Origin of the sequence: Hyphococcus sp. (genome assembly GCF_041986965.1) — a bacterium.
GTDB lineage: Bacteria > Pseudomonadota > Alphaproteobacteria > Caulobacterales > Parvularculaceae > Hyphococcus.
The window spans coordinates 30,729-42,571 of record NZ_JBHIXB010000004.1 but is presented as its reverse complement, the minus strand read 5'-3'; the positions used below and the strand labels follow the sequence as shown (position 1 = coordinate 42,571).

Annotated in this window: 13 protein-coding genes; 10 read left to right on the top strand and 3 right to left on the bottom strand. The window is 58.0% G+C overall.

Annotated elements, in window-relative coordinates; all coding sequences use genetic code 11:
- The first annotated feature begins 4 nt into the window (after positions 1-4).
- The 5 genes from ACFC5L_RS16665 (at position 5) to ACFC5L_RS16645 (ending at position 4,333) form a co-directional block, all read left to right on the top strand.
- Positions 5-859: a D-amino-acid transaminase gene (locus ACFC5L_RS16665; RefSeq protein ID WP_375203824.1), complete on the top strand. Its 855-nt coding sequence runs from the start codon at positions 5-7 to the stop codon at positions 857-859.
- Positions 860-996: 137 nt separating this feature from the next.
- Positions 997-1,236, top strand: a complete 240-nt coding sequence (hfq, locus tag ACFC5L_RS16660) for an RNA chaperone Hfq (RefSeq protein WP_375203823.1) — start codon at positions 997-999, stop codon at positions 1,234-1,236.
- Between the two features lie 93 nt (positions 1,237-1,329).
- Positions 1,330-2,697 (top strand): GTPase HflX, encoded by a 1,368-nt coding sequence (gene hflX, locus ACFC5L_RS16655; RefSeq protein WP_375203822.1) that lies wholly within the window; start codon positions 1,330-1,332, stop codon positions 2,695-2,697.
- A complete protein-coding gene (locus tag ACFC5L_RS16650; protein WP_375203821.1) occupies positions 2,694-3,503 on the top strand; it encodes an inositol monophosphatase family protein in 810 nt (269 codons plus the stop codon). The genes hflX and ACFC5L_RS16650 overlap by 4 nt, the downstream gene beginning before the upstream one ends.
- 77 nt (positions 3,504-3,580) lie before the next feature.
- Positions 3,581-4,333, top strand: coding sequence for a MauE/DoxX family redox-associated membrane protein (locus ACFC5L_RS16645; RefSeq protein WP_375203820.1), 753 nt, complete (start codon positions 3,581-3,583; stop codon positions 4,331-4,333).
- On the opposite strand, the gene ACFC5L_RS16640 is transcribed toward ACFC5L_RS16645, so the two are convergent.
- The 3 genes from ACFC5L_RS16640 to cysD all read right to left on the bottom strand — a co-directional run bounded on the left by ACFC5L_RS16640 (position 4,330) and on the right by cysD (position 8,364).
- The gene (locus tag ACFC5L_RS16640; RefSeq protein WP_375203819.1) at positions 4,330-5,457 is read right to left on the bottom strand and encodes a serine hydrolase domain-containing protein; all 1,128 of its coding nucleotides are present in this window, start codon (positions 5,455-5,457) and stop codon (positions 4,330-4,332) included. The two genes, ACFC5L_RS16645 and ACFC5L_RS16640, sit on opposite strands and share 4 nt — an antisense overlap.
- A 97-nt stretch (positions 5,458-5,554) precedes the next feature.
- A complete protein-coding gene (cysN, locus tag ACFC5L_RS16635) occupies positions 5,555-7,459 on the bottom strand; it encodes a sulfate adenylyltransferase subunit CysN (RefSeq protein ID WP_375203818.1) in 1,905 nt (634 codons plus the stop codon).
- The gene (gene cysD / locus ACFC5L_RS16630; RefSeq protein WP_375204070.1) at positions 7,459-8,364 is read right to left on the bottom strand and encodes a sulfate adenylyltransferase subunit CysD; all 906 of its coding nucleotides are present in this window, start codon (positions 8,362-8,364) and stop codon (positions 7,459-7,461) included. Before cysD ends, cysN begins: the two co-directional genes overlap by 1 nt.
- Before the next feature lie 440 nt (positions 8,365-8,804).
- Between cysD and ACFC5L_RS16625 the strand changes: the two genes are divergently transcribed.
- From ACFC5L_RS16625 to ACFC5L_RS16605, 5 genes are all read left to right on the top strand, one after another.
- Positions 8,805-9,380: a GbsR/MarR family transcriptional regulator gene (locus ACFC5L_RS16625; protein WP_375203817.1), complete on the top strand. Its 576-nt coding sequence runs from the start codon at positions 8,805-8,807 to the stop codon at positions 9,378-9,380.
- 105 nt (positions 9,381-9,485) lie between these two features.
- Complete coding sequence (locus tag ACFC5L_RS16620; RefSeq protein WP_375203816.1) at positions 9,486-10,001, top strand: DUF3429 domain-containing protein; 516 nt, start codon at positions 9,486-9,488, stop codon at positions 9,999-10,001.
- 123 nt (positions 10,002-10,124) lie between these two features.
- Positions 10,125-10,493, top strand: a complete 369-nt coding sequence (locus ACFC5L_RS16615) for a hypothetical protein (RefSeq protein WP_375203815.1) — start codon at positions 10,125-10,127, stop codon at positions 10,491-10,493.
- 90 nt (positions 10,494-10,583) lie between these two features.
- Positions 10,584-10,916, top strand: a complete 333-nt coding sequence (locus tag ACFC5L_RS16610) for a hypothetical protein (RefSeq protein WP_375203814.1) — start codon at positions 10,584-10,586, stop codon at positions 10,914-10,916.
- Between the two features lie 109 nt (positions 10,917-11,025).
- Positions 11,026-11,769, top strand: coding sequence for a sulfite exporter TauE/SafE family protein (locus ACFC5L_RS16605; protein WP_375203813.1), 744 nt, complete (start codon positions 11,026-11,028; stop codon positions 11,767-11,769).
- Positions 11,770-11,843: the final 74 nt, after the last annotated feature.

The following is an 11,843-nucleotide window of genomic DNA, read 5'->3' as shown; positions in this document are numbered from 1 at the left end:
ACTGATGCCTCACATCGCTTACGTGAACGGCCGTTACGTCCCGCAAAGTGCGGCCATGGTCCACATCGAGGATCGAGGATACCAGTTTGCTGACGGGATTTACGAGGTCTGTGTCGTCGTCAATGGCCGCTACTGGGATATGGGGGGCCATCTCGCCCGGATGCAGCGCTCCTTAAACGAATTGGAGATGGCTGCGCCCATGGATATGCGCGCTCTTAAAGTGGTGATGGGCGAGGTCGTGCGCCGCAATCGCCTCAAGGATGCGCTCGTTTATATGCAGGTGACGCGCGGGGTCGCACCCCGCAACCACGCTTTCCCGCCCGAGGGAACGGCGCCCTCCCTGGTCATCACCGCGCGGCGGTTCGATTTCGATCAGTCAGACGAGAAAGCCAATCAGGGGATCGCCGTCATTTCCCAGCCAGACATCCGCTGGGGCCGGGTCGATATCAAGACCGTGGGATTGCTCCCTAACGCGCTCGCCAAGGAGGCCGCGACCAAGGCCGGTGCGGCGGAAGCGATCCTCGTCAGGGATGGTTTTGTCACCGAATGCTCCGCCTCGAACGCCTGGATGGTCGATGAAACCGGGGCTATCGTCACCCATCCGAAGACCAATGAGATTCTCGGCGGCATCACCCGCCAGACGGCCATCGCCTGCGCCGAAGAGCTTCAGATCAAGGTGATTGAGCGGCCTTTCACCCTCGAAGAGGCCAAGGCCGCGCCGGAGGCGTTTTTAACTTCGGCCACGTCCTTCGTGATGCCTATTATCTCCATCGACGGGGCGCGAATCGGATCCGGAAAGCCCGGCCCGGTGGCCCTGCGGCTTCGCGAAGCCTACAAGGCGCGCGCGGCAAAGGGTTGAAAAGCCGGGATTTCCACCCGATTTCAGGAAATGAGACACAACTGGGCGCGTAAACCTGTTGCCAGTCCTGTTATTCCGCGCCATGATGAATGCTGCGCTGCAATAAAAACACGAACCGACTCGGAGAAGCGGGACCAATGAGCGAGAAGAAACAAAACTTGCAGGACACGTTCCTGAACCATGTTCGCAAGACCAAGATCCCGGTCACGATCTTCCTTGTGAACGGTGTGAAATTGCAGGGCATCGTGAGCTGGTTTGACAATTTCTGCGTGCTTTTGAAGCGCGATGGCCATGCCCAGCTTGTTTACAAGCATGCGATCTCGACGGTCATGCCGCAATCGCCCGTGATGCTTTGGGATGGTGAAGACGGCGAATAGGCCGCGCTCACCGAAGACCCGGCCTGCCTTTCATGGTAGAAACTTTATGTCGCGCCCACGCGTTGCCGCTGTGGGCGCTTGAAAGCGTATGTAATGTCAGAACCCAATATTTCTGAGAATCTTTTTGCGATTGTCGTTCACCCCGCCTTGCGCGGCGAGGAAGGATTGCGTGCGCCGGAAGCGCGTCTTGAGGAGGCTGTTGGGCTTTCCGCAGCGATCGATTTGCAGGTCGTCGACACGATGATTGCGCCGGTGCAGAAGCCACGCCCGGCGACGCTGCTTGGCGGCGGCAAGGTGGAGGAGATCAGGGCGCGCCTTGACGCTCATGACCCGCGTCCTGCGCTTGTCATTGTCGACGGCGCTTTAAGTCCGGTTCAGCATCGCAATCTTGAAAAGGAGTGGGATGTTAAAGTGCTCGACCGCACGGCGCTGATTCTGGAAATTTTCGGCGACCGCGCCCAAACGGCGGAAGGCCGGTTGCAGGTCGATCTCGCCCATCTCGAATATCAGCGCTCGCGACTGGTGCGGTCATGGACCCACCTTGAACGCCAGCGCGGCGGCGCGGGTTTTCTTGGCGGTCCCGGCGAACGGCAGATCGAGAGCGACCGCCGCGCCCTCGACGACAAGATTGTGCGTCTCAAGAAAAAGCTTGAGGAGGTGCGCCGCACACGGACACTGCAGCGGGCGAAAAGAAAACGCGCGCCCCATCCTGTCGTCGCGCTGGTGGGCTATACAAACGCCGGTAAATCGACGCTGTTTAACCGCCTGACCCGGGCGGGCGTTATGGCGGAGAATTTGCTCTTCGCAACACTCGATCCGACCATGCGGGCAATCGATTTGCCATCGGGCGTGAGGCTCATTCTTTCCGACACGGTTGGCTTTATTTCCGACCTGCCGACGCAGCTTGTCGCGGCGTTTCGCGCGACGCTTGAAGAAGTGCTCGAAGCTGACGTCATCATCCATGTGCGCGACATCGCCCATGAGGACAGCGACGCCCAGCGCGCGGATGTCATCAAGGTCCTGGGCGAGCTCGGACTGAAAGGCGACGACGGGCGGCCGGTGATTGAGGCGCTCAACAAGGTTGATCTTCTTGACGGCGATGACCGTCTCGACGCGGAAGCGATTGCGCGCTTGAGCCAGACCGGCCGGATCGGTACGCTCGCCGAACCTGTGCGCGCCGCCATCTCCGCGGAGACGGGTGAGGGCGTTGATCGTCTCCTTGCGCTGGTTGAAGAGGCGTTGACGGCGGAGCATGAGCGGATCACCGTCCGCCTGCCGTCTCCTTTCGGCGCCGCCCGCGCCTGGCTTCATAACCGCGCAGAAATCATCGAGGAAACGCCGAGCGGTGATGACATGATCGTCACGGTGAGGCTTTCGAAAAAAACCGAAGGCCAGTTTTTCAAACAGTTTCCGGCGGCGAGCGCCGCTGTTGTAGAAGTGTTGAGCGAACAGCGCGCATGATTGTCGATCCGGAAAAAGTAGCGGGGTTGATCGCCGAAATCGCTGAGGAAGAAATCCTGACCCGGTTCGGCGCGCTCGCCGAAGGCGATATCGACACCAAGTCAGGCCCCAATGACTTCGTCACGGCCGCCGACCACGCCGCTGAAGCGCGCCTGAAAAAAGCATTATGCGGCCTTTATCCCGCGGCGGATTTTATCGGTGAAGAAAGCGCGGCGGCGAACCCGTCTCTGACGGCGCGCCTCGATACGGAAGACCGCGCGTTCTGGATCGTCGACCCCCTCGACGGCACACGCAATTTCGTTCACGGCCGCGAAGAATTCGGCACAATCGTCGCGCTCATTGAAAAGGGCGAGATCCGTCAGGGCTGGATTTACGCCATTCCTGACAAGGGTTGCGCTATCGGATCGAAAGGCGACGGCGCGACATGGCGCGGCGAGGCGCTGTCACATCCAGCGCCTAAACAAACAGGGCTTGCGGGGTATCGCGGCGTTGGATCGTTACAAGGCCCATGGAAAGAAGACTGGCTGCCGCGTTTTCGAGAAAACTTTGAATCGGAACCCGCACGCTGTTCTGCTTACGCCTATATCAACCTGGCGCGCGGCATTCGCGATTTCTCGGTCTATTCTCGCGTCTACCCTTGGGATCACGCGGCGGGGGTGTTGATCGTGCGCGAGATCGGCGGCAAGGCGGCCTATCTTAGCGACGGCGCGCCTTACCGGCCGAGGGTGACCGTTGGAACGCCGCTCCTCGTTTCGGGCCATCAAGACCTGTGGGATTTTATCCGGACTGAGACAGGCCTTTCCTGATTCTTCCGGGAACTTTTGGCCGCGCAGAAGCGTTTCTGAAGACAAGGGAATTTTGTCAAAGGGAATAAGCTGCAAGCATGAACACCGAAAACACCACCGGCGAGAAACGCGCCAAACTTTACCGCATGGTGACGCCCGATCATGTCTGTCCCTTTGGCCTCAAGTCCAAGGCGCTGCTTGAGCGCAAAGGCTACAAGGTTGAGGATTTTCACCTGCGCTCGCGCGAAAGCACGGACAAATTCAAAGCCGAGCACAATGTGGAGACGACGCCCCAGACCTTTATCAAGGGCGACCGCATTGGCGGTTATGACGCGCTGAAGAAATATTTCGGGCTCGACGTCGAGGACCCTGACAAAAAAACCTATACGCCTGTGATCGCGATTTTCGCGATGGCGTTTCTGATGGCGGCGGGGGCGCATTTTGCGCTGACCGGGAGCGTTATTGGCCTCAGAACGCTCGAATGGTTCATCGCTTTTTCCATGTGCCTGTTGGCGGTGCAGAAACTGCGTGATTTGAGCAGCTTCTCAAACCAGTTTCTCGGTTATGATCTCCTGGCGCAGCGCTACGTTCCCTATGCTTATGTCTATCCCTTCGCCGAAGCGCTGGCGGGCATATTGATGATCGCCGGGTTCATGATCTGGCTGGCGGCGCCAGTGGCGATTTTTATCGGGACTGTCGGCGCCGCTTCGGTCTTCAAAGCCGTTTACATCGACAAGCGGGATTTGAAATGCGCCTGCGTCGGCGGAAATTCCAATGTGCCGCTCGGTTTTGTCTCGCTCACCGAAAATCTGATGATGATCGTCATGGGCGTCTGGATGCTGGTGCGCTAGTCGGCGCGCGCCTTTAATGCGTCCAGCGCCGGAAAAATATAGGCTCTGAGATCCGCGTCCTCATCATTCGTGACGAATAAAAGCGCCTGATTTGTGTCGGGGAAAAGCAGGAGTGCAGAGCGGAAACCGTCATCCCAGCCGAAATGGCGGATCATGCGCGTGCGACCAGGCCTGTTTTCGACAACCCAGCCCATCGCGCCAGATTCCGCTTTTTCTTCGTCCATCACCCAGCGCGGCGCCCACATGTCGTTCAGCGTTTTCGTGTCAAGAATATGCGCATCATTAAGGGAGCCGCCGGAAAGCAGGGCCTGCGCATATTTCGCCAGTGATGTAACGCTTGTATTCAAAGTTGAGCTTGGCGCATGGCGGCGATTATACGGGTAATGCTCGATCTTATGTTTTTCGCCTTTGTCGCCGGCATGTCCGACGGTGCGCAGGTCAATATCTGTATCCGGGTACAAGAAAGTGGCGCCGTCCATGCCGAGCGGCTCGAAAATATTGGCGCTCATATAATCTTCAAATGACATGCCGGAAATGCGTTCGATAACCGCGCCAAGGACTTCATAGCCGACATTGGAGTATTTGCGTTCGGTTCCCGGATCGAACAAAAGCTCTCGGGGAGAATCCGTCAGGGCCCAGCGCGTGAGCGCTTCACTATCATACTCCGGTTTGTCCCAATTATAGTTTTCGACATCGGGAAGGCCGGACGTGTGCAGTAAAATCTGCCTGATCGTAATGTCCCGCTGGCGCGGATCAGTGATGTGGTAGTCGGAAAGAATGTCGGCGAGCTTGCCGTCGAGATTGAGTTTACCGCGCTCTGACAGCTGCATGATCGCTGTGGCGACCAGCGGTTTGGATACGGAAGCCCAGTGGAAAATATGATTCGGTGTGATTTGATCCCCGGCGCCGAGTTCGACGTTGCCGAAGCCGTGAGCGTAGACAAGCTCACCATCGTCAATGAGCGCCATAGCGAACCCCACGGCCCCGTCCTCCAGCCGCGCGGTTTCGAGTACGGAAGTCAGTTCCGGGATATCGGGCGCCGGCTTCGGCGGCGTTGACGCGCAAGCCTGCGCGAGCAAGGCCGCGATTACGGACAGTAAAAAAGTTCCAGCAAACCTGATCATGTCGCCTCCAGCGCTATCCATCCTTAGTTATAGCGCTGGAAGGGGGGAGCAATCCTTATCTGATGAGCCGTGGCTTGTTCGGGATAGGCTGTTGCGCCTAGCCCGCCAGATAGCCATTGCCTTCCAGATACGCGACGATCCGCTTAGCGGCTTCTTCAGCGGCGATTTCCGCTGTATTGAGGTCGATTTCGGCTTTTTCCGGCGGTTCATAGTCGCTGTCGATGCCGGTGAAGTTTTTAATCTCGCCGCGGCGCGCGCGGGCGTAAAGCCCTTTCACATCACGCTGTTCGCAAACTTCCAGCGGCGTTGAGATATAGACCTCAATGAACTCGCCATCTTCGAGAAGTTCGCGCGCCATGCGCCGCTCGCTCTGGAAAGGCGAGATGAAGGAAACGAGCACGATAAGACCGGCGTCGGCCATGAGGCGCGCCGACTCACCGACGCGGCGGATGTTTTCCACCCGGTCGGCATCGGTGAAACCGAGATCCTTGTTAAGGCCGTGCCGCACATTATCGCCGTCAAGCGTATAGGTGTGGCGGCCCATATCATGCAGCCGTTTTTCGACGAGATTGGCGACCGTCGATTTGCCGGAGCCGGAAAGTCCGGTGAACCACAACACGCAAGGCCGCTGATGTTTGGCGCTGGCGCGGGCGCGTTTATTGACGTCGAGATCCTGCCAGTGGACGTTTTTCGCGCGGCGCAGGGAAAAGTCGATCATGCCGGCGCCGATGGTCGCGTTGGTGCGCCGGTCGATCAGGATGAAAGCGCCGGTGCGACGGTTATCCTTATAGGCGTCAAAAGCGATGGATTGCGCCAGGTTGAAATTACAGAAGCCGACTTCGTTCAATTCCAGCGTCTTCCCCGACATATGTTCGAGCGTATTGACGTTCACCTTGTGCTTCAGCTCCGTGACGGTCACGGGAACCATGCGGTTGGCGGTTTTCAGGAGATATTGCCGGCCCGGATAAAGTTCTTCTTCCGACATCCACAGAAGGTGCGCTGCAAACTGGTCCGTTTGCTCCGCTGGCGCCTTGCCGGCGCAGATGATGTCGCCGCGGGAAATGTCGACTTCATCTTCAAGGGTCAGCGTCACCGCCATATCGGGGCGCGCTTCGGTCAACTCGCCATCCATCGTGACGATGGATTTGACTTTTGAACGTTTGGCGGAGGGCAGGACGACAATGTCATCGCCCGGGTTAATTGTCCCGCTCGCCACCGTACCGGAAAAGCCGCGGAAATCGAGATTGGGACGGTTCACCCATTGCACGGGAAGGCGGAAAGGCTTTTCGGCAAGCGCGCCGCGCACCTTGACCGTTTCAAGATAGGGAAGCAGGGCGCAGCCCTGATACCAGGAGGTTTCGCTGCTTTGCTTCGTGATGTTGACGCCTTCGAGCGCCGACATCGGGATGCAAGTAATCGACTCGAAACCGAGATCCTTGGCGAAGACGCGGTAATCGGCTTCGATCTTGTCGAAAGTGGCTTCGGAGTAATCGACGAGGTCCATCTTGTTGATGGCGACAACGATATGGCGGATGCCGAGCAGTGACGCGATGTAGGAGTGGCGTCGCGTCTGGGTCAGCATGCCCTTGCGCGCATCGACGAGAATGACAGCGAGGTCGGCGGTTGAGGCGCCGGTCGCCATGTTGCGCGTGTACTGTTCATGGCCGGGCGTGTCGGCGACGATGAATTTACGCTTTTCGGTCGAGAAGAACCGGTAGGCGACGTCGATGGTGATGCCCTGTTCGCGTTCGGCGGCGAGACCATCAACGAGAAGCGCGAAATCAATCTTCTCGCCCTGCGTGCCGTGCTTTTTGGTGTCACTTTCAAGCGCCGAAAGCTGGTCATCGTAAAGCATTTTGGAATCAAAGAGGAGACGGCCAATCAGGGTCGATTTGCCGTCATCGACAGAACCGCAGGTAATGAAACGCAACATGGATTTGCGTTCATGGGCGGCGAGATAATCGATGACATTGTCGGAGGGTTTTAAGGTCGAAACAGACATTAGAAATAGCCCTCCTGCTTCTTCTTCTCCATGCTTGCCGCCTGGTCATGGTCGATGACGCGGCCTTCACGCTCCGAGGTGGTTGCAAGCAGCATTTCCTGAATGATTTCCGGCAGGGTGGTCGCCTTGGAGCGCACAGCGCCCGTGAGCGGGTAACACCCCAGTGTGCGGAACCGAACCATTTCCAGTTTCGGTTGTGCGCCGTCGAGAGGCATGCGTTCGTCATCGACCATGATTAGCGCGCCATCGCGCTCCACGACCGGACGTTCGGCGGCGAAATAAAGCGGCACGATGGGGATGTTTTCGCGATAGATATATTGCCAGATGTCCAGCTCGGTCCAGTTGGAGAGGGGAAAAACGCGAATGGATTCGCCAGTGGCGATGCGCGTGTTGTAAAGGCTCCAAAGCTCCGGACGCTGATTTTTCGGATCCCAGCGATGTTCGCGCGAGCGGAAAGAAAAGATACGCTCTTTTGCGCGGGATTTTTCCTCGTCGCGCCGCGCGCCGCCAAACGCCGCATCGAACTTGTATTTGTCGAGCGCCTGTTTCAGCGCCTGTGTTTTCATAATATCGGTGTGAAGCTGTGAGCCATGCGTGAACGGGCCGACGCCCTGTTCCACGCCTTCCTCATTGATGTGAACAATGAGGTCGAGACCGAGCTTCGCAACGGTTTCGTCACGAAATTTGATCATCTCACTGAACTTCCAGGTGGTGTCCACATGCATCACCGGGAAGGGCGGTTTCGACGGGTAGAACGCTTTCATGGCGAGATGCAGCATCACCGCTGAATCCTTGCCGACGGAATAGAGCATCACAGGGTTTTCCGCTTCCGCGGCGACCTCGCGCATGATGTGGATCGATTCCGCTTCGAGCCGGTCGAGGTGGGTCATCGTCTCGGACGGTATGGCTGGCGTTTTTGAGGGCTCCTCGTCATTGGCGGCGAGCCTAGGCGCGGGCGCCGCTGACGGAGCTGCGCCGGCTTCTATTTCCGAAAGCCGGGTCCGCGCGGTCTCAAGCGTTCTCAACGTGCATTGTCCACCGGCCTCCAGCCGGGCGATGGCCTTGCCGTCATTGAAGAGCTTGCGGCTCACGGTGGAGAGGGAAAGGCCGGTTAAATCTGCAGCGGCCCGGGCGCGGGAGATAAGGGTATCGATCTCTGACATTGGGAACCTTCCCACGTAAAATGATTGTGCGCTGCGGTATCCGACCACAGTTTCGTGGGAGGCGCAAGCAATCCATAGTCAAAATGGGGTTATCCAGGGTCGATTTTTTCAGATAGTGGGGATTGCCCCATCATCTTCATTGTTTGCTTGACATTGCCCCGTTTTCTTCATAAATTTCTGTGATGACAGAAATTACTGTAAATAGGCTCAAAACAAGCCCGGCGATCCAGCGCTTTATTCTCCATTGGGGCGATATGGGCGGGCAGTGGGGCGTCAATCGCTCGGTGGCGCAGATCCATGCGTTATTGCTGGTCAGCGATCGGCCTTTGAACGCTGAAGAGATCGCCGACACGCTCGGGATCGCCCGTTCGAACGTCTCCAACTCCATCAAGGAATTGCTGACCTGGAAGCTCGTGAATCGGGCGCCGATGGCGGGCGACCGCCGCGACCATTACGAGGCGGAAAGCGACATGTGGGAGATGGTTTCGCGCATCGTCGCCATGCGCAAAGCGCGCGAACTCGACCCGGCGGCGCAGGCGCTCGACGCTTGTCTTACTGACGCAAAAGAAGACCCGAATGCTGGCGAGGCCGCCGTGCAACGCCTTAGCGACCTTCAGGAACTGATCGGACTGTTGAACGGCTGGTATGAGCAGATGAACAAGGTGCCGAAGTCGCGGCTTGCGCCGCTGTTGAAACTAGGCGCGCGCGCGGTCGATCTGCTGGCGCCGTTCACAAAGAAAGAAAAGGCTGGTCGCTAAGCATTTTCAAGCGAAGTGGGCGCCGGTTCGCGTGAAGAAAATGCGGCAAGCAATGACGACGCACTAACGCGCCGCCGGAGCCCGACAATGCCAAAGGAGGCTGTCATGGGGTACACGGACGTTCTCGAACTACGCCGTTTCGGACGCAGGAATAATGTAAAGCGCTCTAAGGCGGCCGCCGGGCCGGACACAGGCGCCGCCCAGCTGCTCGCTTATCTGGCGTCAGCGCCGCTGATCGCCGCCGCACTGGTCATTGTCGCAGGCGGTGAGCGCGTGGAGCTGGCCGCTTATTTCATGACCCTTTACGGCGCAACGCTCATCATCTTTTTCGGCGGCGTTCGCTGGGGCGTTGCGGTTATGAAGGAGGGCGGACCGAGCTTGCGCGCGCTTTTCGGCGCCGGATTGCCGCTCATGCTTGCCTTGCCGATCCTCACGCCCATTGGCGGGCTCTACTGGAAATTTGCAGCGATCATGGCTGTGATTGCGCTTCTCCTTGTTGATGACCTTAAAGCGACGCGGCGTGGATCGGGCGCGCCGCACTGGTATCTCGCTGTGCGCTTGCCGCTCACCGTGCTGGTTGAGCTTGCCTTTATCGTCGCCATTGTGGGGGCGATGAGATGAGCGCTAGCGAAAGTTCCGGCGAAGCAGCCGTCATTCCTACAAACAGGAATAGCAGCGGCCGAAAGGCGGCGATCTTTGTGGTGTACTTTCTTCTGGGCCCCCCCGATTGGCGGATTGTTTTTAGTGGCGGCGGTGATCGCCATAGGCGTCGCCGATGCTATCACTGATGGAAATCTTTTTCATCAGACTGCTGGCTGGGGTGAGATTGTAGGTCCGTTCATCTTTTTGACTGTAATTGTGATGGTCTGGAGTTACGTAGTCGGCGGCTTTCAGGCGGCGGCGACGGGTCTCATCATTGCGGTTTATGCGCATAAGGACGGGCGGTTCGGCTATCCCATGGCGTTCATTGCGCCTTTGGCGCCAAGCATCGTCGGCGCCCTCATTTTCGCGCGAGACAGTCTTGGGTTCGCCGTCATGCTTGTTTTTCTCGGCGTTGCTTCAAGTCTGATGCTGCGATTTCTCTTTAGGGGGATGTTCCGCGATCCTGAATAAACGCGGGTGACGAAATTTCGTTCAGTTTTTCTCGGAACAGATGACAAGAGCGGCGTGTTTGTCATGTGAGGCATCCTTGAGGAGACTCAAATGACGCTAAACAGTCCTTCCCACACTGTCAGCGAAACGGGGAAACACCGCCGGCGGGCCTATGTCGTCTGGATCGGCGCCATGATCGCCGCCTTCGCTTTCGTCCTGATTGCGCCCGCATTGGCGCCCATGCTCGGCATATCCGCGCCCATCATCGGTTCGCCATTGCCGTTTTTCATGATCGCGCTCACGCTTTTCGGGGTGATCTGGCTGGCTTTTTACGTGTTTGGAAGGCCCCGCAAAGCCGATCCCGACTATAAGCGCCGTCCTGCGGTCTCTGATCCGCCGCCGCCAGCGCGTCAAAGCGACGACCGGAAGAGTGCAATTGGCTGATTAGCGAGAGGACGAATTTCCGGGACGGGGGAGACCGTTCCTTTTCTCACTATCTGTTGACCGCAAATTTTGGCATGACCGTTTCCGCTCAGTTTAACAGGGAGCGGAGATGGACTGGATTGCCGCTATAATTTTATTCGCCGCCGGAGTCGTGTCAGGCTGGATCAATGTCATGGCGGGCGGCGGGTCTATTCTCACCGTGCCGGTCATGGTGTTTCTCGGCATGCCGGGGCCTGTCGCCAACGGCACCAACCGCATCGGTATCATCGCGCAAAACATTTCCGCGGTGACCGGATTCTTCCGCAAAGGCTTTTCCGACTTCAAATTAAGCGCATCGCTTGCCGCCTGCGCAGCGGTTGGCGCCTTTTTCGGCGCCAATGTGGGTGTGAAGCTCGATGGCGTATGGTTTGAGCGGACCCTCGCTCTCGTGATGATTGGCGTGATGGCGATCATGATGACGGGCGCCGGCCAAAAGCCGGTGGAGGCCGGCGGGAAACCCAAGAACGTCGTGCTTGGTCATGTGCTTTTCGTTGGCGCAGGCTTTTGGGGCGGTTTCATCCAGATCGGCGTCGGTTTTCTCATGATGCCGATCCTCAACCGGGTGATGGGGTTCGATCTTGTCCGCACCAACATGCACAAGGTTTTTGTAGCGCTTTCGTTTTCCATCGTGTCGCTCGCCGTTTTTGCGAGCCAGGTGAAAATCGAATGGGCGCTGGGGCTGGCGCTTGCCGCCGGTTACGCAGTGGGCGGCTGGCTTGGAGCGCATTCGGCGGTCACCAAAGGGGAGGCGCTGATCAAAAAGGTCTTTTATCTCGCGCTCATCGCCATGGCGGTTAAGCTTTTGTTTTTCTGATGCGGCGACGCTGGAGAACCGTGACGGAACACCGTCCCGGAAACGATGCGGCGCCGGAATGAGTCAAAGCAAAA